Origin of the sequence: Halomonas sp. H2 (assembly GCF_050215315.1) — a bacterium.
GTDB lineage: Bacteria > Pseudomonadota > Gammaproteobacteria > Pseudomonadales > Halomonadaceae > Vreelandella.
The window spans coordinates 2,011,023-2,031,614 of record NZ_CP189760.1 but is presented as its reverse complement, the minus strand read 5'-3'; the positions used below and the strand labels follow the sequence as shown (position 1 = coordinate 2,031,614).

20 protein-coding genes are annotated in these 20,592 nt (G+C 54.2%); 10 read left to right on the top strand and 10 right to left on the bottom strand.

All coding sequences use genetic code 11. The features are described 5' to 3' along the window. Positions 1-79 precede the first annotated feature (79 nt). Entirely contained in the window at positions 80-973 is an 894-nt protein-coding gene (gene rarD / locus ACQE2I_RS09445; protein ID WP_427027845.1) for an EamA family transporter RarD, read from the bottom strand. Positions 974-1,036: 63 nt separating this feature from the next. On the opposite strand from rarD, the gene ACQE2I_RS09440 reads away from it, so the two are divergent. Both ACQE2I_RS09440 and ACQE2I_RS09435 read left to right on the top strand, forming a co-directional pair. Then, positions 1,037-1,849 (top strand): amidohydrolase, encoded by an 813-nt coding sequence (locus ACQE2I_RS09440; protein ID WP_427027843.1) that lies wholly within the window; start codon positions 1,037-1,039, stop codon positions 1,847-1,849. 2 nt (positions 1,850-1,851) lie between these two features. Further along, positions 1,852-2,556, top strand: coding sequence for a pseudouridine synthase (locus ACQE2I_RS09435; RefSeq protein ID WP_427031420.1), 705 nt, complete (start codon positions 1,852-1,854; stop codon positions 2,554-2,556). A gap of 112 nt (positions 2,557-2,668) precedes the next feature. Here ACQE2I_RS09435 and ACQE2I_RS09430 read toward each other — a convergent pair whose 3' ends face one another. The 6 genes from ACQE2I_RS09430 to gloB are packed head-to-tail and all read right to left on the bottom strand — an operon-like array spanning position 2,669 to position 10,487. Continuing rightward, positions 2,669-4,252 (bottom strand): ABC transporter ATP-binding protein, encoded by a 1,584-nt coding sequence (locus ACQE2I_RS09430; protein ID WP_427027841.1) that lies wholly within the window; start codon positions 4,250-4,252, stop codon positions 2,669-2,671. Beyond that, entirely contained in the window at positions 4,245-5,321 is a 1,077-nt protein-coding gene (locus ACQE2I_RS09425; RefSeq protein ID WP_427027839.1) for an ABC transporter permease, read from the bottom strand. Before ACQE2I_RS09425 ends, ACQE2I_RS09430 begins: the two co-directional genes overlap by 8 nt. 2 nt (positions 5,322-5,323) lie before the next feature. Further along, complete coding sequence (locus tag ACQE2I_RS09420; RefSeq protein ID WP_427027837.1) at positions 5,324-6,397, bottom strand: microcin C ABC transporter permease YejB; 1,074 nt, start codon at positions 6,395-6,397, stop codon at positions 5,324-5,326. Positions 6,398-6,434: 37 nt separating this feature from the next. Next, the gene (locus ACQE2I_RS09415) at positions 6,435-8,429 is read right to left on the bottom strand and encodes an extracellular solute-binding protein (protein ID WP_427027835.1); all 1,995 of its coding nucleotides are present in this window, start codon (positions 8,427-8,429) and stop codon (positions 6,435-6,437) included. 42 nt (positions 8,430-8,471) lie between these two features. Then, entirely contained in the window at positions 8,472-9,689 is a 1,218-nt protein-coding gene (locus tag ACQE2I_RS09410) for a transglycosylase SLT domain-containing protein (protein WP_427027833.1), read from the bottom strand. A gap of 30 nt (positions 9,690-9,719) precedes the next feature. After that, on the bottom strand, positions 9,720-10,487 hold the full coding sequence (gloB, locus tag ACQE2I_RS09405) for a hydroxyacylglutathione hydrolase (protein ID WP_427027831.1): 768 nt from the start codon (positions 10,485-10,487) through the stop codon (positions 9,720-9,722). A gap of 46 nt (positions 10,488-10,533) precedes the next feature. Between gloB and ACQE2I_RS09400 the strand changes: the two genes are divergently transcribed. The 4 genes from ACQE2I_RS09400 to nudC are packed head-to-tail and all read left to right on the top strand — an operon-like array spanning position 10,534 to position 13,336. Beyond that, positions 10,534-11,361: a methyltransferase domain-containing protein gene (locus ACQE2I_RS09400; RefSeq protein ID WP_427027829.1), complete on the top strand. Its 828-nt coding sequence runs from the start codon at positions 10,534-10,536 to the stop codon at positions 11,359-11,361. Beyond that, entirely contained in the window at positions 11,354-11,824 is a 471-nt protein-coding gene (rnhA, locus tag ACQE2I_RS09395) for a ribonuclease HI (protein ID WP_427027827.1), read from the top strand. The genes ACQE2I_RS09400 and rnhA overlap by 8 nt, the downstream gene beginning before the upstream one ends. Beyond that, a complete protein-coding gene (gene dnaQ / locus ACQE2I_RS09390) occupies positions 11,824-12,561 on the top strand; it encodes a DNA polymerase III subunit epsilon (RefSeq protein WP_427027825.1) in 738 nt (245 codons plus the stop codon). Before rnhA ends, dnaQ begins: the two co-directional genes overlap by 1 nt. After that, on the top strand, positions 12,554-13,336 hold the full coding sequence (gene nudC / locus ACQE2I_RS09385) for an NAD(+) diphosphatase (protein WP_427027823.1): 783 nt from the start codon (positions 12,554-12,556) through the stop codon (positions 13,334-13,336). The genes dnaQ and nudC overlap by 8 nt, the downstream gene beginning before the upstream one ends. 25 nt (positions 13,337-13,361) lie before the next feature. On the opposite strand, the gene ACQE2I_RS09380 is transcribed toward nudC, so the two are convergent. Next, complete coding sequence (locus ACQE2I_RS09380) at positions 13,362-13,673, bottom strand: SCP2 sterol-binding domain-containing protein (RefSeq protein WP_427027821.1); 312 nt, start codon at positions 13,671-13,673, stop codon at positions 13,362-13,364. A gap of 180 nt (positions 13,674-13,853) precedes the next feature. Here ACQE2I_RS09380 and sohB point away from each other — a divergent pair, with 180 nt between their 5' ends. After that, positions 13,854-14,897, top strand: coding sequence for a protease SohB (gene sohB / locus ACQE2I_RS09375; protein WP_427027820.1), 1,044 nt, complete (start codon positions 13,854-13,856; stop codon positions 14,895-14,897). A gap of 19 nt (positions 14,898-14,916) precedes the next feature. Here the strand turns inward: sohB and ACQE2I_RS09370 are convergent, their stop codons facing one another. Then, a complete protein-coding gene (locus ACQE2I_RS09370; RefSeq protein ID WP_427027819.1) occupies positions 14,917-15,237 on the bottom strand; it encodes an ArsR/SmtB family transcription factor in 321 nt (106 codons plus the stop codon). A 333-nt stretch (positions 15,238-15,570) separates the two neighbouring features. Between ACQE2I_RS09370 and ACQE2I_RS09365 the strand changes: the two genes are divergently transcribed. From ACQE2I_RS09365 to ACQE2I_RS09355, 3 genes are all read left to right on the top strand, one after another. Beyond that, on the top strand, positions 15,571-17,484 hold the full coding sequence (locus ACQE2I_RS09365) for a propionyl-CoA synthetase (RefSeq protein WP_427027818.1): 1,914 nt from the start codon (positions 15,571-15,573) through the stop codon (positions 17,482-17,484). Between the two features lie 155 nt (positions 17,485-17,639). Further along, on the top strand, positions 17,640-18,308 hold the full coding sequence (locus ACQE2I_RS09360; protein ID WP_427027817.1) for a 7-cyano-7-deazaguanine/7-aminomethyl-7-deazaguanine transporter: 669 nt from the start codon (positions 17,640-17,642) through the stop codon (positions 18,306-18,308). Between the two features lie 53 nt (positions 18,309-18,361). Beyond that, on the top strand, positions 18,362-19,165 hold the full coding sequence (locus tag ACQE2I_RS09355) for an alpha/beta fold hydrolase (RefSeq protein WP_427027816.1): 804 nt from the start codon (positions 18,362-18,364) through the stop codon (positions 19,163-19,165). A gap of 20 nt (positions 19,166-19,185) precedes the next feature. Here ACQE2I_RS09355 and ACQE2I_RS09350 read toward each other — a convergent pair whose 3' ends face one another. Then, positions 19,186-20,574 carry an exonuclease domain-containing protein gene (locus tag ACQE2I_RS09350; RefSeq protein WP_427027815.1) on the bottom strand — a complete coding sequence of 463 codons (1,389 nt, stop codon included), beginning with the start codon at positions 20,572-20,574 and terminating at the stop codon, positions 19,186-19,188. Positions 20,575-20,592: the final 18 nt, after the last annotated feature.

The following is a 20,592-nucleotide window of genomic DNA, read 5'->3' as shown; positions in this document are numbered from 1 at the left end:
TATATTCATTTGCGCTGTGGTAATTAAATAATGGCTAAGCGCTAACCCATCAACATCGCTGGCATTAACCAGTCGCCGCTTAGCGAGGGCGCGACTGCCACGCCGACCATGAGTAGAGCGCTAGCCCGATCCAAATCAGTATAAAGGTGGCTAGTTGAATAACCCCCAATGGTTCCCCGAACACGGTCAACGCGATCAGAAACTGAATACTTGGATTGATGTACATCAAAAAGCCTAGGGTGGCTAAGCGCAACCGGCGGGCGGCGCCAGCAAACGCCATCAAGGGCAGCGCTGTTAATGCACCGCTGGCTATCAGCAAACCGGTCGATGATGAGTTTTGTAGAAAGTGCGAGCTGCCGTTCCAGCTTAGCCAGGCCAACGCGATCAGGGCGAGGGGAAATAACAGCAGGGTTTCGACAAATAGGCCTGATAGACCGTCCAGCGGCACTTGCTTACGAAATAGGCCATAACTGCCGAAACTTAACGCCAGCAGTAAGCTAATCCAAGGCGGTTCGCCCAGCATCACAAACTGGGTGGTAATAGCAATACTCGCCAACCCCAAGGCTACCAACTGTAGTTTTGCCATCACTTCCTTAAGCACCAGCATGCCCAGAGCAATATTCACTAACGGTGTTAAGAAGTAGCCCAGACTCGCCTGCAGTACCTGCTTCGACTCCACCGCATAGATATAGATACCCCAGTTAAAGGCAATCAATAGCGCACAGGCGAGTACTCGCCCAAGCCGCTTGGGTTCGCCTAGCGCTGTGACAACCGGAGGCCAGCGGCGTAATAGAGTAATCAGGCCGACCAAAAACAGGCACGCCCAAATGATGCGGTGAATCAAAATTTCAAAGGCGGGTACGCCGTCAAACAGAGCAAAAAAGAGAGGAAAACAGCCCCACATGATGTAGGCGGTTAATCCGAACACTACGCCTTTGACGGCAGCAGGGTCGCGTGTTGGAGTAGGAAGCATAGCAGCCTCATTATTTAAAGATGCTAATCTAGCATAAACGGACTGACGAAATGGAGGTGTTACGTGAGTCAACTTAGGAACACGCTGGTGCAGTGCGATCTGCGCTGGGAAGACCCCCAGGCCAACCACGCCCATCTTGAGCAGTTGCTGGGCGAGCTTGATAGCCGCGATACGGATCTTATTGTATTGCCGGAGATGTTTGCCACCGGCTTTACCATGAACTCGCGAGAAATGGCCCAGCCGATGGCGGAGAGCCAAAGCGTTGCCTGGCTGCAAGCCCAGGCGAAGGCGCGCAACTGCGTGATTACCGGCAGTGTCGCTATCCAAGAGCACGGCGAGTTTTATAACCGCTTGATCTGGGCAACGCCGGAGGGCGAGTTAACTCACTATGATAAGCGCCATCTATTCCGTATGGCGGGGGAGCATGAGCGCTACGGTATGGGCAGTGAGCGCAAGGTAGTTGAGCTCAACGGCTTTAAGTTGCTGCTGAGCGTATGTTATGACCTGCGTTTTCCGGTGTGGATGCGTCAGCAGCCAGCAGAAGGGGAGCATTTCGAGTATGATGCGCTGCTGTGTATCGCCAACTGGCCAGCTCCGCGGCGTCACCCTTGGCGCACGTTGCTGCAGGCCCGCGCGGTAGAGAACCTAAGCTATGTGATTGGTGTTAATCGCGTTGGAGAGGATGCCAAAGGGCTTGCCTACAGTGGCGATTCCTTATTGGTCGACTTCAAAGGCGAACCGCTAATTGATCACCCCGCCCATACCCCGTTTATAGAAACGGGCACGCTGGATAAAACTGCCCTTGATGCTTTTCGTGAAAAATTTCCTGCCTGGCAAGATGCCGACCACTTTAAGCTGCTGCCAGGAGTGGGTTAATGATGCGCCTTGATCGCTTTTTGAGTGAAACCTCACCGTTAACCCGCAGCCTCGCCAAGCGGGCACTCAAAAATGGCGAAGTGACCCTAAACGGCGAGCCGATCAAACAGTCGGCAACCCAAATCGATACCAATAACGATGTGGTGGTGCTCAACGGCGAACGGTTGGCGCTGGTAGGGTTGCGCTACATTATGCTGCACAAGCCGGTAGACGTTGAGTGCAACGCCCGTCGCGGGCTCTATCAAAGAGCAATCGACCTGATTGATCTACCCAAAGCTGATCGATTACAGCCGGTCGGGCGGTTAGATGTGGATACCACGGGACTGCTGCTATTAACAGATGATGGCCAGTGGTCGCACCGTGTCACGTCACCGCGCCATCGCTGCGCCAAGGTGTATATCGCCGAGCTAGCGGAACCGATGGAAGGCGCGACAGCGGAGTGGGCGATTGGTCAAGTCGCCGATGGCGTGATGCTGGATGGAGAAGAGACACCCACCCAGCCCGCGATGCTGCGTCTTTTGTCACCGATGCAAGCAGAGCTCACCATTACCGAAGGGCGCTATCACCAAGTGAAGCGGATGTTTGCCGCCTTGGGTAATCATGTCAATTCGCTGCATCGCAGCTCTATCGGTGATTTAGCCTTGGATGCCAACCTGACGCCCGGCGAGTGGCGAGAATTAACCGCCGACGAAATCGCGCTTTTCTGAGCGCTTTTCCAATGTCTTTTAGCCGCCCTGCAAATGCTGGGCAGCTTTATAATATTTATACCGTTATCTTAGTTTGACCCTCAAAGGCAGCAAGTATCGTGGCTTTTTTTCGCTAGTGAGGCAGATGCGCAGCGGCAATCAGTGCTTGCGTATAAGCGTGCTGTGGTGCGGAAAGCACCTCTAGGCAGGGGCCTTGTTCGACCACTTCGCCATCTTTGAGCACCATAATACGATGCGCCATGGCGCGTATAACGGCTAGATCGTGGCTAATGAATAAATAGCTAAGCTGACGACGCGCCTGTAAATCACGCAGCAGGATGACTAGCTGCTTCTGTACGGTACGGTCTAACGCAGAGGTCGGCTCATCAAGCACCAGCAGCTCTGGCTCTAAGATAATCGCTCTTGCGACGGCAATGCGCTGGCGCTGACCACCGGAGAACTCGTGAGGGTAGCGAGCGGCGCAGCTCGCGGGCAAACCTACCTCGTGGAGCGTTTGATTAACCCGTTGGGTGACTTCTTCTGTCGTCAGGTGAGGATAGTGAAAGCGCAGTCCCTCGCTGACGATATCAAACACCGGCATACGCGGTGAGAGCGCTCCGTAAGGGTCTTGAAAAACCATCTGCAGCCTGTGGCGCTGTCGGCGCAAATCATCGCCCGTTAAGGCGCTTAGTTTGTCGCTGCCAAGCGTGATCTCGCCTTGGCTAGAGACCAACCGCATCACCGCTGACGCCAGCGTGGTTTTCCCTGAACCTGACTCACCCACAATGCCCAAGGTTTCTCCGGGCGCAATATGAAAATCGGTGGGCTGAACCGCCACAAAAGCCGGCGGCTGGCGCTTGAACAGGCCGGTTTTAGGGCGCTTGAAGCTCACACTCAACTGACGAGCCGTCAGTAGCGGAGCCGTTCTTTCCACGGCCTGCGGTCGACCTTCCGGTTCGGCGGCAAGCAGCGCTTTGGTGTAATCACTTTGCGGGTGTTGAAAGACCCGCTCAACCGGCCCGATTTCTTGAATGCGACCCTGGTACATCACGCAAATACGGTCCGCGTAACGGCGCACTAGGTTTAAATCGTGGCTGATAAACAGCATGCCCATGCCGTGACTATCACGCAGCTCACGCAGCAGGGCGAGAATATCTTGCTGTACGGTCACATCGAGTGCAGTGGTGGGCTCATCGGCAATCAGCAGCGCTGGATTATTGGCAATTGCCATGGCAATCATTACCCGCTGGCGCTGGCCGCCTGAAAGCTGGTGGGGCCAAGCATCCAAAAGTTCGTCCGGGCGTGGCAGTTTCACCTGTTCCAGCAGCTCTTTGCTGCGTTGTCGGGCAGCCTGGTCGCGCAACCCCTGGTGGAGGCGTAAGGCTTCACCGATCTGTTTACCCACTCGGTGGAGTGGGTTAAGCGAGGTCATCGGCTCTTGAAAGATAAAGCCAACCTGATTTCCGCGCACAGTGTTCCACTCGGCATTCGATAGACTGGCCAAGTTGGTATCTCCCAGCCAGCGCTCGCCCTGAACGATGGCATTGGTAGGCAGCAAATTAACCATGCCCAGTGCCGATACCGATTTACCCGAGCCAGATTCACCGACAATCGCCAGGGTTTCACCCGCATTGACGATCAGCGAGAGCGAGTGCACCACTTGGCTGCCATCAAAGGCGATAGTGAGGTCCTCAATTCGCAGCAGCGGATTAGGCATTCTGAGTCTCCTGGGCAGGGCTGACCTGACGCTGTTGCACGTGGCGCGGATCAAAGGCATCGCGCAAGCCTTCACCGATAAATACCAGCAGCGAGAGCATTACCGCTAGGGTCATAAACGCTGTGATGCCCAGCCAAGGGGCGTGTAGGTTGTTTTTGCCCTGGGCCGCCAGTTCGCCTAGCGAGGGTGCGCCGGGCGGGAGGCCGAAACCGAGAAAATCCAGCGCCGTCAATGTGCCAATGGCGCCGGTAAACAGAAACGGAATAAAGGTTAGGGTGGCGACCATGGCGTTAGGCAGCACGTGGCGCCACATGATTAAGCGTGACGGTAACCCCATCGCTTTGGCGGCGCGGACATACTCCAAATTACGCGCGCGCAGAAACTCGGCGCGCACGATATCCACCAAGCCCAACCATGAGAAGAGCAGCATGATACCCAGCAGCCACCAGAACCCTGGCTGAACAAAACTAGCCAAAATAATCAGTAGAAACAGTACCGGCAAGCCTGACCAAATCTCGGTAATGCGCTGACCGACCAGGTCGACCTTGCCGCCGAAATACCCCTGCACGCCGCCCGCCACAACACCCATAACTAACGAGCCAGCCGTGAGTACCAGGGCAAAGGCAACCGACAGGCGAAAACCATAGATCACCCGCGCCATTACATCACGGCCCTGATCATCGGTGCCCAGCCAGTGGCGGCTATCCGGCGGCGCTGGAGAAGGGCGCGTCATATTCATATCAAGGGTTTGGTATGAAAACGGGATGACCGGCCAGAGAGCCCAGCCGTGATCCTCAATTTGTTGCTGTATAAACGGGTCGAGGTAATCGGTACGCGTGGGTAAAAAACCGTCAAATTCGGTTTCTGGGTAGTCCACCAGCATTGGTACGTACCACTGGCCGTCGTACTGCATAATGATCGGTTTATCGTTGGCAATCAGCTCGGCAAAAAGACTCACTATAAACAGCGTGCCAAAAAGCCACAGCGACACACGGGCGCGTCGGTTAGCTTTAAAAGCCGCCAATCTGCGCCGGGTAATAGGCGATAAACGTGAAGCAAAAGACGCCATTATCACGACTCCCGGGTCGAAAAATCGATACGCGGATCCACCCACACGTAGGTTAAATCGGAAATCAGTTTGAGAATTAAGCCGATGACGGTGTACAGGAATAGGGTGCCAAAAATTACCGGATAATCTCGCTGCATAACCGCTTCAAAGCCGAGCAAGCCAAGCCCATCCAGGGAGAAAATCACTTCGATAAGCAGCGCGCCGGTAAAGAAAATTCCGATCATGGCGGCGGGCAGGCCGGCGATGATAATTAGCATGGCGTTGCGGAATACATGGCCATAGAGCACGCGCCGCTCATCGGCGCCCTTGGCGCGCGCGGTAATCACATACTGCTTGTGAATCTCGTCGAGAAAGCTGTTTTTAGTCAGCATGGTAAGGGTCGCAAAGCTTCCAATCGCGGCAGCAATTACCGGCAGCGTGATATGCCAGAAATAGTCTTTGAGCTTGCCCCAGGCCGAAAGCTGGTCGAAGTCAGGCGAGGTCAAACCGCGTAACGGAAACAGGTCCCAGTAGGTGCCCCCGGCAAATAGCACGATGAGCAAAATCGCAAACAAAAAGCCGGGAATAGCGTAGCCAATAATCACCAATCCTGACGACCAGACGTCAAAGCGGGAGCCGTGGCGCAGCGCTTTTTTGATTCCTAGCGGGATAGAGATCAAATAAACCAGCAGCGTGGTCCAGAGCCCCAGCGATATAGAAACCGGCAGCCGCTCGATCATCAGCTCGATGACCGGGCGGTCACGAAAAAAACTGGTGCCAAAATCGAGGGTGAGGTAATCCGCCATCATGCCGATAAAACGCTCGTGGGCGGGTTTGTCGAAACCAAACTGCTGCTCAAGCTGCTCGATAAAGCGTGGGTCAATGCCGCGGGCGCCTCGCGAGTCGTCGCTGACCTGAACATCGGCGCCGCCCATATCCAGACGCGTGCTAGCCATGGCGTCGGCGCCTTCAAAACGCGCCAGCATTTGATCAATGGGCCCCCCAGGGGCGGCCTGAACGATAATAAAATTGAGTAGCATGATCCCGATAAGGGTTGGGATCATCAGCAGCAGTCGGCGTAAGGTGTAGCGTGCCACAGAGCACTCCATGGTTTTTTATAAGAATAAACCGAGTTCAGCGGCGTCGGTGGCGGCGCTGCAATTCTGCTTCACGGTCGGTATCGACCCACCATGCATCCATATCCATGGCGTACTCTGGGAAGGGCTCTGGGTAGCCAAATTTATCCCACACCGCAATGCGCGTTTCGCCGGAATGGTAGTGAGGAATTACGTAAAATCCCCAACGTAGGACCCGGTCTAGCGCTTTTGCGGTGGTCTCAAGCTGTTCACGACCATCGGCACGGATTAACTCTTCCACCAGTGCATCTACTGCTGGGTGGGCAAGCGCCATCCGGTTACGGCTTTGCGGCGCCTCAGCGGCGGCGCTGGTCCAGAAGTCGCGCTGCTCATTACCCGGATTATTGGACTGAGGGAAATGGCTAATCACTATGTCATAGTCGTAATTGCGCTGCCGGTTTAAATATTGATTAATATCAACGATACGCAGAGAGGTCTGAACACCCAGGCGGGCCATATTGCGCAGCATGGGTTGAACCACACGCTCAAGTCCCGAATCGTAGAGTAATACTTCTAGGCTCAAGGGTTGGCCGGTCTGTTGATTAACCAGTGCTCCGTCATCAACCTGATAACCCGCTTCGCGGAGAAGATCTAGCGCTTTACGCAGCCGCTCGCGTAAATCAGTGGGCTCATTGATCGGCAGCGGTTCGGTGAAAAGGCGGTCAGAGCCGTGGGAGGCTAGCAGCTCTTCTCGATAGGGCTCGAGTAACGCTAACTCTTGTTGAGAGGGGAGGCCGATAGCTTCCATTTCTGAATTCTGAAAAAAGCTTTCGGTGCGCCGATAGGTATCATAAAAAATATTGGTATTGAGCCACGGGAAATCGAAGGTCAGGCTTAACGCTTTGCGTACCCGCGGGTCTTGAAACTTCTCTTTGCGCAGATTGAAGACAAACGCCTGCATCATGGAGGGGTTAACATCGGGTACCGTCAGCCGCTTTACCAAGCCCTCTTCATAAGCAGGAAAATTATAGCCAATCGCCCACGTAGCGGCGCGGGCATCTATCCGGAAATCTGTCAGGTCGGCTTTAAACGCTTCCCAGGCAATGTCGCGGTCACGGTAGTAGTCATAAATAATACGACCAATGTTGTAGCGGCCAACGTTAACGGGCAAATCTTTACCCCAGTAGTCTTCATCGCGTTGGTAAACAATTCGCCTGCCGGGGTCTACTTCGCTAATCCGGTAAGGCCCAGATCCTGGGTGTGCCACCAGAGTAGGGGACGTAAACTCGCGGGGCTCCCAATAATGGCGGGGGAGTATGGGAAGCTGGGCGACAATTAGCGGCAGCTCTCGGGATTCGCTATCGTTGAATGTGAAGCGTACCTGATGCTCGTTGAGCGCGATGGCTTCTTCTACCCCGGCATAGTAGCTGGCGTAAAATGGATTACCCTCTTCGCGCAATAGATTGAGTGAGAACACCACATCATAAGCCGTGACCGGCTCGCCATCCTGGAAGCGCGCTTCAGGGCGCAAGTCGAACTCAATCCACTGCCTGTCTGGGTCGAGGCGTACTCCCTCAGCAAGCAAGCCGTAAAGGCTGAATGGCTCGCCTGGGTTGCTGGCCATCAACGTATCGTAAATTTGCGATACGCCAGTGGCAGGTGTGCCGCGGATGATAAATGGGTTGGTCGAGTCAAAGCTGCCGCCCACGGCGGTATGGGTGATCGTGCCGCCTTTGGGCGCTTGTGGGTTCACATGGGGAAAGTAGCGGAAGTCCGTAGGTAGTTCGGGGCTATCGTACAGCGATAACCCGTGAACCGTTTCAAGAGGCACGACGTTATCGGCGTCAGTGTTCAAATCGCCGACAATATTGTTTGTGTCTTGAGCACTGCTTGTGCCTAGATCGCTTGTATCTAAATCACTTGCCTCACTGCCGCGGGTGGTGCTGTCCGGCGAATCAATATCCGCCGTTAGATCTGACGCTAGGATCGACACGCTTAACAGCAAGCCACTGATAAGTAGAAGCGCTTTCACAAAAAACAGACCACGCGGCATTGGAGACATCCCATGTTAACAAAGCCAACAGTTTAACCCGTTTTAACGCCCAGAAAGTGTCAGCAGTTGGCCTGGCTGTAGCGCGCTTGGCCGATCAATTGCGTTCCAGCGTATTAGGTCCTGCTGGTTGACATTATAACGGGCGGCAATAGCGGAAAGACTATCACCACTTTCAACACGGTGGATATCCGCAGCGTTGTTTTGCGCGATCGTTTGGCTGTTACCGCGCGAAAGCTGAGCAAGCACCTGAGTATCCACTTCTTCAGGAACTAGCAGCGTTTGTGCACTGCGTGGGTCAATGCTGCCGTTCAACAAGCCTGGGTTTAACTCGACTAACGCCGTTTTGCTGACATCCAGCAATTGCGAAGCTTCCGTTAGGCTAACCGGGTGGGCCAACTGAACTTTGGCGAAAGCAGGGTCTATATGTATTTCCGGCAGCTCCACATCGTAACGCTCGGGATTGTTAATGATCGTCGCGATAGCTTTCAGCTTAGGCACATAGTGCATGGTTTCATAAGGCAGAGAGAGATCCCAATAATCGCCGTTTAAACCTTGATTATGCGCTCGACGCACGGCGCCATTAACCGTTCCAGCGCCTGCATTATAAGCAGCTAATGAAAGCATAAGATCGCCTTCATACCACTGGTCTGCCTGCATCTCTAAATAATTAAGCGCCGCATCGGTGGAGGTCACAACATCTAACCTGCCATCGTAATTGCCGTTGCGCACTAGGCCCAATGCGTCACCAGTACGAGGCATAAACTGCCAAAGGCCAGCAGCGCCGCGGTGGCTCTGTGCGCCTGGGTCAAAGGAGCTTTCGATAAACGGAATTAAGGCGACTTCACCTGGTAAACCGCGCTCGCTAACTTGCTGGGTAATCCAGGCAAGCCAGGGGGTCGCGCGTTCGGTGATGGTGGCAATATTCTCGGGGCTTGAACGGTAGTGTTCAATCCACTTATCCACTCTAGCTTGCGCTTCTGGAGGCAGTGACTTCTCTTGCCATTGAAAGCTAGTGCGCAGCGTTGTCCAAGCGTCTTGGGGCTCTAGTACTAGCGCTTCCCAAAAATGGCTTTGAAACGCAGTGGGGAGCGGCTTGCTAGGCTGTGTCGAAGAGCTGATTGCCGTGTTGGGCGCCACGGCTTGCGTATCGTATGCCGGTGCAGAGGCTTGGGAGCTTGCCGCGGCGGCTAACATTAGGCCCATAATTACGCTACTACCAGCGCTCAGCATCAAGCGTTGGCGGATCGTTCGATAGGTCATAGTTGCATTCGTTTAGTTGCGATAGCGTTCTTAAAAACGGTTCTTCCACTCACGCAGAGTGGTGAACGTTGCGAGATCGTTGTCATTAACACCTTGGGTACCTGCTGCCTGGCGCACGCTATCAGTGCCCACGCGAAGGTAGGGATTAATTTTCAGCTCGCGTCCTATCGTGCTGGGTAAGGTGGGGCGATCCAATGCCCGCGCCTTTTCACACTCCTGGAAGGCGTGTTTTACATCTTCGTTTTCAGGATCCGCAGCACGAGCAAACGCTAGATTTGCCTGAGTGTACTCATGGGCTGCAAAGACCAGTGTATCTTCAGGGAGTTCCGCAAATTGTTTCAACGCAGTGAACATCTGCTCCGGCGAACCCTCGAATAATCGTCCGCAACCAGCGCAAAATAGCGTATCCCCACAAAATAGCAGGGCAGGGATGCCTGCGGTAAAGTAGCTAATATGATCCAGCGTATGACCAGGCGTCGCCATCACGTCGAATAAGCGGCCCATAATACGAATTTCATCGCCGTCGCCGACGGCTTCGTCAATACCCTCAATGTTGGGATTGGCCGGGCCGATAACGTGGGGGGCATAGCGTTTGATTAATTCTGCTAAACCGCCGGTATGGTCGTGATGATGGTGGGTGATCAAAATGCTGGTTAGGTTTAACGACTCACGCTCAAGAAACTCGATCACGGGGGCCGCTTCACCGGGATCCACCACGCATACGCTTTGACTGTTATCCTGTCTTAATAGCCAAATATAGTTGTCGCTAAGGGCGGGGATCGGTGTCACGCTCATCATCGGCGAGATCCTCAAAAAGCCGTCACTGTGGAGGGAAGCGCTGTTTATGTCAAATTCGACCACGGCCACGACGCTGGTAAAGCGCTGGGAAGATAGCCAGCCCTACTGGCAAACAGAGGCGGGGCGTTCGCTATGGGAAACTCAACGAGCCTGCCTAGGGCCTGTGGCTGAATCGAGGGTCGGTAGTCATAGTTTGGAAATGAGCATGGGGCCAGCGCTAATGACCATGTCGTCGATCCCGCATCCCATACGTTGGGCACCTTCCCGTGCATTAGCCCAACATGACAGCTCCTTAATATGCCCCCCTGATCAACTGGCGTTGCCAGACCGCTGCCTGGATATAGTGGTGATTCATCACTGGCTTGAGCATTTGAGCGATGCCCATTTCACGCTTCAAGAGGCTGCGCGCGTCACCACAGACAATGGCATGTTGGTGCTGTTTGGCTTTAACCCTATTGGTTTAGGGGGCGTGGTTCGCCAGTGGCGCAAGCGCCAGCGGGAGTTTCCCTGGAGTGGCACCTGGCGCTCGGCTAATCGTCTGCGCGACTGGTTGGCGTTTGTCGACTTTGAGGTGGAGCGCGTAGACTATTGCTGCTTTCGGGGGCGCATGAATGCTAAGTGCGGTGAGTATTGGGAGTCTTTGGGGCGCCGGCATAACCTGCCGCTGGGTGAAAGTTATATGATTCAGGCGCGAAGGCGGCAGCGCCATGCGCCCGTTCAGCGCTTGAAGTTTGGCTTAGAGACACCCGCTTCGCCCGCCTCATTAGGCGTTACCCGCTCCGGCTCATCCGCTCACTATCAATCCTATTCAGAGCATCCGGCGCAAGCTCATCCAGTTAAAACATATTTAAATAAGGATCAAGAGATTGACTAAAGAGGCTGCCGAGCAGTTACCCCGAGTAACGGTGTATACCGACGGGGCTTGTCGGGGTAATCCAGGGCCCGGTGGATGGGGCGTGGTGCTGGCGAGTGGCGAACATGAGAAAACCTTGAAAGGCTATGAAGCAGATACCACTAATAATCGCATGGAGTTGATGGCTGCGATTATGGCGCTACGTACACTTAATACATGCTGTGAAGTAGCGCTATGGACCGACTCCCAATATGTTCGCCAGGGCATCACCCAGTGGATTCACAACTGGATCAAGCGCGGCTGGAAGACCGCTGCCAAGCAGCCGGTCAAAAATGCCGAACTGTGGAAAACTCTGCACGCAGAGACCCAGCGCCATAAAGTCGAGTGGCACTGGGTAAAAGGGCATAGCGGCCACCCGGGCAACGAGCGTGCCGACACGCTGGCCAATGAAGCCATTGATGACCACCAAAAAAGGAAAGCATGATGCGTCAGGTGATTCTAGATACTGAAACCACGGGTATCGACCCCAAAGATGGTCATCGCCTAGTCGAAATTGGTGCTATTGAGATGGTCAATCGCCGCTTCACTGGCCGCACGTATCACCAATACATTAACCCCGAGCGGCATATCGACGCTGAAGTAGTGGCTATCCACGGGATTGATGATGCCAAAGTCGTCAATGAGCCGGTGTTCGCAAAAATAGCCGACGAATTTTGGGCATTTATTGAAGGCGCCGAGTTAGTGATTCATAACGCCCCCTTCGATGTGGGCTTTATTGACCACGAATTGGGCATGCTCAATCAGCGCCGTAGTGGGGCACCGCTGGGTCCCGTGCGCGATCACTGCTCTGTATTAGATACGCTGACCATGGCGCGCAAAATGCATCCTGGGCAGCGCAATAGTCTTGATGCGCTATGCAAACGCTACGACATCGACAACGGCCACCGGGTGCTGCACGGCGCACTGCTAGACTCTGAAATCCTCGCCGAGGTGTATTTGGCGATGACGGGGGGGCAAACCGCGTTGACCTTGGATGCTGCGTCTGCCGCAGAGCAGGAGCAGGCGGATACGTCTAATGAAGGACTGTCGATTCAGCGCCTTGCTTTAACGCCTGGCCAGCTGCGCGTGGTGCGCCCCAGCGGTGAGGAGCAGGCGGCCCATAACGCCAAATGCGAGGCGCATAAGCTTCACTGGTTTGAGGGTGTGGCCAGCGATGCTTAGGCGAGAAATTCCCCATCATGAACAGGCCGGGCGGGTTATTCGCCTATCGCGCAGCTTATTGGCCCCAGCGCCCTTACAAGGCAGTGAGGAATTAACCCCGCTACAACCCTATCAACCCTGGACAGGGCAGATGCAGCCACTGTGCTACTGGGGCGATGAACCAGTCGCGCTACTTGTCGAGGCGCAGGCTGAAAGCGGGTGGATTGACGGTCGTCAGTGGATGAGCGAGCTCTCCACGGCTTGGTTTAGTCTGCTTTCAACCGCCTTGCAGGTCGGGGCTTGGTTAGAGAATCACCGCTTCTGCGGCCGTTGTGGCGCGCCTGCTTCTAAGCTTACCGCTGAATTTGCGATGCATTGCCACGCCTGTGGGCACCGCAACTACCCGCGTATTTCACCGTGCATCATTACATTGGTGACTAGCGGTGAGGCGATGCTACTTGCTCGCAGCCCGCGCTTTCCAGCGGGGCGCTACTCAACTTTGGCAGGCTTTATCGAACCGGGGGAGTCAGCTGAAGAGGCGGTGCATCGTGAAGTGTTTGAAGAAGTGGGCGTCCATATAGATCAGCTGCGTTACTACCAAAGCCAGGCGTGGCCATTTCCTCACTCGCTGATGTTTGGCTATTTTGCTGAAGCCACTACGCGGCGTATTCGTATTGATGGGGTTGAGATTAGCGATGCGGCATGGTTTTCGCCACGCCAGTTACCCTCTTTGCCCCCGCCGTACTCGATTTCCCGCGAGCTGATTGAAACGCATTTGGCACGCTGGCGCGAGTAAGCAGCGCCGCGTGCCAATATGACGATTATTCGCTAGGGAATAGACTGGTCAGCTTAGTGGCTAGCATGACATTGCCGGTCGCTTTTAACTTTCCAGTCATGAAGGCGGTCATGCCATTGATATCGCCATTCATAATGCCTTTCAGTGTGTCAGTGGTTAGGCTTAAGCTGACAGAAGGATCATCGTGCTCACCCTCTTGAACATCTAGGGTGCCATCCTGAATGTTGAGGTAATAGCTGCCTGCGTCTGAAAAATGAAACTGAAAAACTTCATTCATGCCCTCGGCTGCTTCAGGATTAAAACGCGCTTTTAACTTGTCAAGGGTATTGGTTGACATAACATCTCTCTCAATTAAGTAATTTAGGCTAAGGCTAGTGATAGCAGCCAAAAGTAACAACCGTGTAGGCAAGCGAGGTTATTTCATACAAGCGTTTCAATCAAGCGCTGTGGAAGCACGCCGCAAATGTGAGGCCAAAACACCAATATGATGGATTCAACCCTTATATGGAGAACGTCAATGAATGAGTGGGTAGCAGAAATAGCCACATTTGTGGTGCAAACCACGATCGTGATGGCATTAATAGGCATTGGCTTACTCCTTGTAGCGCGTACAAAAAACGACAAAGAGAGCGATTTAAAGCTCTCAATTGAGCCGCTTAATGACCAGCGCCGCCGCCGGGGACGACGTTTGCGTTTAGCCGCGACACTGCCTGGTGCACGCAAAAAGCTGCTCAAAGCGTTTCGCCATGAGGATAAAAAGCGCCATAAGTCTCACAAGCCTGTGGATGACACTGCCCAACAACCCCGCGTTTGGGTATTGGATTTTCACGGTGATCTAAAAGCATCGCAAACGGAACACTTTGGTCAGGAAGTCTCGGCGATTATCGATGTTGCCAGTAAAAATGATGAGGTAGTGGTGCGCCTGGAATCTGCGGGTGGCCTGGTGCACGCTTATGGACTGGCGGCCGCGCAGTTAGACCGCTTGCGAGAAGCGGGACTAACCACCACCGTGTGTATCGATAAAGTGGCGGCGAGCGGGGGGTATTTAATGGCCTGTACCGCACAGCATATTAAAGCCGCCCCCTTTGCGGTGATTGGTTCTATCGGCGTGGTAGCGCAAGTTCCCAATATTCATCGGCTGCTCAAGCGCCATGATATTGACGTTGAGCTGCTAACCGCTGGGAAGTATAAGCGTACCTTGACCGTGCTAGGCGAAAACACCGAAGAGGGAAAGGCCAAGTTCTTGGAAGATTTAGAGAATACTCATCGCTTGTTTAAAAGCTATGTGGCAGAGCGTCGCCCCAGTATGGATATTGACACTCTCGCCACCGGCGAGATTTGGTACGGCAGCGAGGCACTGCCGCAACTGCTCGTCGACAGCGTAGGCACCAGTGAGGCTTATCTGGTTGAACGTATGGCCGAAGCGCGGGTATTTACAGTCAAACTTGAGCCGCCCAGAACTATGAGCCGTAAATTAGGTATAGCGATTTCAGCGGGCGTAGAAAAGGCCACGCTCAAAGCAATTGGCCTGATCGACGCCGCCGATTGGCAGCGGCGCTAAGCGATATGGTGATGAAGGCTCATGCTGCGTAATGCTGTGCCAAGGTATTAATCACTGCCTTGACACTTTCACTGCTCAGCGAATAATAGATTGTTTGAGACTCTCGCCGCGTATCGACGAGATTATCCCGCCTCAAAATGGCCAAATGTTGAGAAAGGGCCGACTGACTTAATGCAAGCTGTTGGTTGATTTGCGTTACTGACAGCTCTTTCTCGGCAAGAAGGCAGAGAATTTGTAAGCGCTTTTCGTTTGCTAGCGCTTTGAGAAGGTTGGTTCCTGCCTCAATAGCACGACAATTATGTTCAAGCAGGCGTGCAGCGGCGCTTGTAGAAGCAGACATAATGATCTCCTTGCCTACACTGTTTGCATCAGCGTTTTATAAGCATTGTTTATGAGTATTGTTATACGTTGTCGAGGCATCATCGCGGCGCGAGGATCAAGTTGATTAATGATCAGTAATTTAGCGAGTTTTGTCCAAGCTGCTGTTTAACGATTAATCAATGGTAGGTATTTGTTGGTCTACTTGTCGACAATATATAGGTCTTGGCTACCGCTTTGGTCGATATTTAGCCCATAGTAGCAGAGTGCTTCGGCGATTTACTTTGTACAGTGTCAACAATCTCTCTGAATCGTTACTGCCATTTCGTTATTACAAAATAAGATAGAGGACACTATGAGTCGCTACCAGCAGACCTTCCAACATTCGATTGAACACCCGGAAACATTCTGGGCAGAGCAGGCCAAACGTATTCCCTGGTATACGCCGCCAAGCACTATCCTGAGTTTCGATGAGCAGCAGCATGCGCGTTGGTTTAGCGATGGGGAGATGAACCTTAGCTACGCGGCGCTGGATTATCACGTAGAGAACGGCCGTGGTGACCAAGCGGCTATTTTCTGGGACTCACCCGCTGCCCAGGCCAAGCTGACCATTAGCTACCGTGAAATGCGCGACAAAGTAGCTTACTTTGCGGGGGCGTTGACGCAGCTAGGCGTCGCCAAGGGTGATCGGGTGGTGATTTATATGCCCATGATTCCCGAAGCCTTGGTAGCCATGTATGCCTGTGCTCGGCTAGGCGCTATTCACTCGGTGGTGTTTGGTGGCTTCGCGCCCCATGAGCTCGCCGCGCGCATTGAAGACGCCGAGCCCAAAGTGGTGGTGGCCGCTTCCTGCGGTATCGAGTTGGGCAAGGTGCTGCCTTATAAACCGATGATTGACCAAGCCATTGCGCTAAGCGCGCACAAGCCGACTGCCTGTGTGGTCTATCAGCGCGAAGCGCACCGGGCGGAATTGGCAGCCGGCGATCACGATTGGGAAGCGCTGGTAGCCAAGGCACCGTTTGCCGAGTGCGTACCCGTTAAGGGCACCGACCCGCTGTATATTCTGTATACCTCCGGCACCACCGGTAAGCCTAAGGGTGTGATGCGTGATACTGGCGGCTATGCAGTGGCGCTGGCCTATTCGATGCAGGCTATTTACGCCATGGAGCCGGGGGAGGTGTTTTTTACCGCCTCGGATGTGGGCTGGGTCGTCGGGCACTCATATATTGTTTACGCCCCTTTGCTGGTGGGGTGCACTAGCGTTGTTTACGAAGGTAAACCGGTGAAAACACCGGATGCGGGCAGCTTTTGGCGCTTGATTGAAGAGTACCAAGTGAAGAGTTTTTTCACCGCGCCCACCGCCTTTCGGGCAATTAAAAAAGAGGATCCTGATGCCAAGCTGCTGCAGAATTACGATATTAGCAGTCTAAAGCATCTTTACGTGGCTGGGGAGCGACTCGATCCACCTACGTTTCACTGGCTGGATGACCTGCTCGACGTACCGGTTATTGACCACTGGTGGCAAACCGAAACCGGCTGGCCTATCGCGGCCAACTTGCCGGGCATTGAATCAACACCGACAAAAGCGGGTTCCGCGACGTATCCTGTGCCCGGCTTCAACGTACAGGCACTCAACCGCGATGGTGAGCAGGCCAAGCCTATGGAGCAGGGCAGCGTGGTGATTAAACAGCCTATGCCGCCGGGCTGTTTGACCGGCGTTTGGCGTGACCCGCAACGTTTTCATAGCGCTTACATGGCCGCGTTCCCCGGTTACTACTTAACGGGCGATGGCGGTTATTTCGATGAGCAGGGCTACCTATTCATTATGGGCCGCACCGATGATGTGATTAACGTAGCGGGGCATAGGCTTTCGACCGGTGAAATGGAAGAAGTGGTAGGCGCGCACCCAGCGGTGGCAGAGTGCGCGGTAATCGGCATTCATGATGACCTTAAAGGCCAACTGCCGATCGGCTTGGTGATTCCCAAGGATGGCTTTGATGGCGATGAAGCGACGCTGGAGGCCGAATTAATTGCGCGAGTGCGCAATCATATTGGGCCGATTGCCTGCTTTAAGCAGGTATTAGTGGTCGACCGCTTGCCTAAAACTCGCTCGGGTAAGATATTACGCAAGCTGCTGCGCAGCATTGCCGACGGTAAAGAGTACGGCATTCCCTCCACTATTGATGACCCCACCAGCCTGGCAAATGTTCACGCTGCCATGCGCGAGCGTTCGGTAGGTGCTGCTAACAAAGCCAAGCCGCTTGATTGAACGCTCATAAGCCGCCAGTTGTCTTGGCGGCTTTCATTGCCTAGCTTTTAATATCGTGCAGAAGCCGTATAATGCTGCTCCCAAAATGGCTCGCCGTTAGCCATCCAACGAGGGTTCCCTAACCCCTCTTATCTATTAAAAAAAGGTCTACCTGTATGTTTGCATTGAGTGAGGCGCAGCACCGCCGTTGCCTATTGGTAATGGTGGCTTTTCATATTGGCATTATTGCCGCCAGCAATTATCTCGTTCAGCTCCCATTTACACTGTTTGGTTTTCATACCACCTGGGGAGCGTTTAGCTTTCCGTTTATCTTCCTGGCCACCGACCTAACCGTACGCCTGTTTGGCAAAGGGCCTGCAAGGTCGATTATTTTGCGCGTAATGCTGCCAGCGTTGGTGGTGTCATATGTGGTCTCTGTGGTGTTTCCCCGCGGCAGCTATGCAGGGGTTGAAGCACTCGGTGAGTGGAATCTGTTTGTCGCGCGTATCGCGCTCGCCAGTTTTTTAGCCTACGTGATTGGCCAGTTGTTGGATGTTCAGGTGTTTGACCGCTTGCGCCAGTGGGCTTGGTGGGTCGCTCCGGTATGTTCAACGGTGCTGGGTAACTTGGCCGACACCTTTGCGTTTTTCTCTGCGGCGTTCTACAACAGCCCAGACCCGTTTATGGCCGCCAATTGGGTAGAAATTGCTGCCGTCGACTATACGATTAAACTCGCCATTAGCCTGCTGTTTTTCTTGCCGCTGTACGGCTTGTTACTCGCTTGGCTAACGCGCCGCTTAGTGGTCTGGACAGGCCTAGTGGACGCAGCACCACGGACTGCCTAAACGCGTTATAGTAGGCTATTCCACTCGCTCATCGAAAAGGTTTAGGAGCTAGCATGACCGACGCTGCCACTGTTGATCTCCATTTTATCGATATGCCTGCCGACGATAGTGACGCGGATGCGACCCCGCTGGTGGTGATCCATGGCCTGCTGGGGAGTGCCGATAACTGGCGCTCGCATCTAAAAGTTTGGCAGCGTAGCCGCCGTGTGATCGCGCTGGATCTGCGTAACCATGGTCGCTCGCCTCACGCTGAAGGCATGGCTTACGCCACCATGGTAGCTGACGTCGTCGCACTGCTCGATAAGCTTTCGATTGAGCGCGCTCACGTGCTTGGCCACTCGATGGGTGGCAAAGTGGCAATCAGTATGGCGCGCTTAGCCCCTGGGCGAGTGGCATCGTTGATTGTTGCCGATATCGCGCCGGTTGCTTATGCGCATGGCCACGATGATGTGTTTGCTGCGCTCGATAACGTGCGCGAAGGGCAGCCAAAAAATCGCCGCGAAGCCGATGAACTGTTGGGTGAGCATGTTGATTCTCGCCCCACACGCCTGTTCTTAGCCACCAATCTGGTGCGCAGTGACGATAATGTGATGGCGCTCCGGGTAGGGTTGGGTGAGATCAAGCGTGGCTATAGCGACATTATCGGCGTGCCGGACGGTGAGCACGCCTACGATGGCCCGTCGCTGGTGCTGCGCGGCGGTGATTCTCACTATGTCGCTGACGACATGCTGTCCACATTGCGGGAAGTGCTGCCGCGTGCCCGTGTGGTAACGCTGAAAAACGCTGGGCATTGGCTGCACGCCGATCAGCCAGAGGCCTTTCAGCAGGCGGTTATCACCTTCGTTGATGCTCAATAGCCCTGTTTTAGCAGAGCGTTTTATCTGAGCGGTGTGACGGTTAAGCCATGCGCCGCTGGGTGGCGCAAAAAACGGTTTAGGATTCGGTAACTATCCATATCAAAGGTAGCCGGCGTATCCGCAAGAGTTTGCGCTTCCTCCACGCTTGTCGCGCTACCCAGATAACACCATTGACGAACAACATGCCAAGCCGGGGTGGTATTGCCGGTCGGTTGCTCTTCAATAGCGATGCTACCGGGCCAGGGCCATACATTGACCTGTAGTTGAGTTAGCACCGCCTGTGCACGTAGGGCATGCGCGGCTATAGATTCTTGGCCATTACATGCCCCTAGGCACTTTCCCACCTGATTAGCAAAGCAGCGCCCCTTGCCTTTCTCAAGCCCTAGCACTTGAGGGCAGAGCTGATGCTCTTCAGCAATAGCACGCAGGGCATTCTTCGCCTCACGGGCATTGCGGAACAGGCCATACAGGGTGCCGTTTAGTGGCCTGCTTAACGCGCTACCGCTGAGTAACTCAGGATGCGAGGCTGCTTCTGGCCAGTGCCAGGTAGTCAGCTTTCCCTGCTTACGTAACTGTCGGTTCATGATGGGCATTAACGTTTTAACCAACTGGGCTTCGCGCAGCTGTGCACCTAAGTCACCTGCGGTTTCTTCCCACTCGATATGTTGAACCTGCTGAGCGAGACGCATCTCTTTATCGTCTTGATGGTCGCGCTGAAAATGCCTCAGCACCCGGCTTCGCACATTAATGCTTTTGCCCACATAGAGGGGCAGTCTGTTGTGGCCGTAAAGCAAATAAACCCCCGGAGAGGCGGGCAAGCCTTCAAGCTGAGCGCTATCCAGATGTGTCGGCAGAGTGCGGTGGCGGCGCTCATCGCCTAACAGGCGTTGCCACGTTTCATCGCTGTGTTCAACTCGCCATGCTTGCCAAAGCGACCACAGCGCATCGACATCGTCGCCAGCACGGTGGTGGCGAATAGGTGTGATGCCGTAGCGGTTAAGCAGAGCTTTTAGATTGTGCTGGCGCGCTTGAGGTGCCATACGCCGGGATAGCCGCAGGGTACATATCAACGGCGCACGAAAGTCCTGACCGGCGCGCCTAAATTCGTTGCGTAAAAAACTGTAGTCAAAGCGCGCATTGTGAGCGACTAACTGACCATCGCCGAGCCATTCGCGAAGTGATTCAGCTATCTGCACAAAGCGGGGGGCATCGCTGAGCATATCGTCGCGAATCCTGGTAAGCTGGCTGATTTGAACGGGCACTTTGCATTCGGGGTAAATCAAGCTCGACCAGCGGTCGACCACTTCACCGTTAACCACTTTGAGGGCAGCGATTTCCGTAATGCGGTCGCGAGTGGCTCGGGTGCCGGTGGTCTCAACGTCGACAAAAATTAAAGCTGTTTCGCTCATGCGCCGCCATAACGATAG

Bases quoted from the DNA above. Each gene is read 5' to 3' on its own strand.
- rarD (WP_427027845.1), bottom strand. From the start codon at position 973: ATGCTTCCTACTCCAACACGCGACCCTGCTGCCGTCAAAGGCGTAGTG.
- ACQE2I_RS09435 (WP_427031420.1), top strand. From the start codon at position 1,852: ATGCGCCTTGATCGCTTTTTGAGTGAAACCTCACCGTTAACCCGCAGC.
- ACQE2I_RS09430 (WP_427027841.1), bottom strand. From the start codon at position 4,252: ATGCCTAATCCGCTGCTGCGAATTGAGGACCTCACTATCGCCTTTGAT.
- ACQE2I_RS09425 (WP_427027839.1), bottom strand. From the start codon at position 5,321: ATGGCGTCTTTTGCTTCACGTTTATCGCCTATTACCCGGCGCAGATTG.
- ACQE2I_RS09415 (WP_427027835.1), bottom strand. From the start codon at position 8,429: ATGCCGCGTGGTCTGTTTTTTGTGAAAGCGCTTCTACTTATCAGTGGC.
- ACQE2I_RS09410 (WP_427027833.1), bottom strand. From the start codon at position 9,689: ATGACCTATCGAACGATCCGCCAACGCTTGATGCTGAGCGCTGGTAGT.
- gloB (WP_427027831.1), bottom strand. From the start codon at position 10,487: ATGATGAGCGTGACACCGATCCCCGCCCTTAGCGACAACTATATTTGG.
- ACQE2I_RS09400 (WP_427027829.1), top strand. From the start codon at position 10,534: ATGTCAAATTCGACCACGGCCACGACGCTGGTAAAGCGCTGGGAAGAT.
- dnaQ (WP_427027825.1), top strand. From the start codon at position 11,824: ATGCGTCAGGTGATTCTAGATACTGAAACCACGGGTATCGACCCCAAA.
- nudC (WP_427027823.1), top strand. From the start codon at position 12,554: ATGCTTAGGCGAGAAATTCCCCATCATGAACAGGCCGGGCGGGTTATT.
- ACQE2I_RS09380 (WP_427027821.1), bottom strand. From the start codon at position 13,673: ATGTCAACCAATACCCTTGACAAGTTAAAAGCGCGTTTTAATCCTGAA.
- sohB (WP_427027820.1), top strand. From the start codon at position 13,854: ATGAATGAGTGGGTAGCAGAAATAGCCACATTTGTGGTGCAAACCACG.
- ACQE2I_RS09370 (WP_427027819.1), bottom strand. From the start codon at position 15,237: ATGTCTGCTTCTACAAGCGCCGCTGCACGCCTGCTTGAACATAATTGT.
- ACQE2I_RS09365 (WP_427027818.1), top strand. From the start codon at position 15,571: ATGAGTCGCTACCAGCAGACCTTCCAACATTCGATTGAACACCCGGAA.
- ACQE2I_RS09360 (WP_427027817.1), top strand. From the start codon at position 17,640: ATGTTTGCATTGAGTGAGGCGCAGCACCGCCGTTGCCTATTGGTAATG.
- ACQE2I_RS09355 (WP_427027816.1), top strand. From the start codon at position 18,362: ATGACCGACGCTGCCACTGTTGATCTCCATTTTATCGATATGCCTGCC.
- ACQE2I_RS09350 (WP_427027815.1), bottom strand. From the start codon at position 20,574: ATGAGCGAAACAGCTTTAATTTTTGTCGACGTTGAGACCACCGGCACC.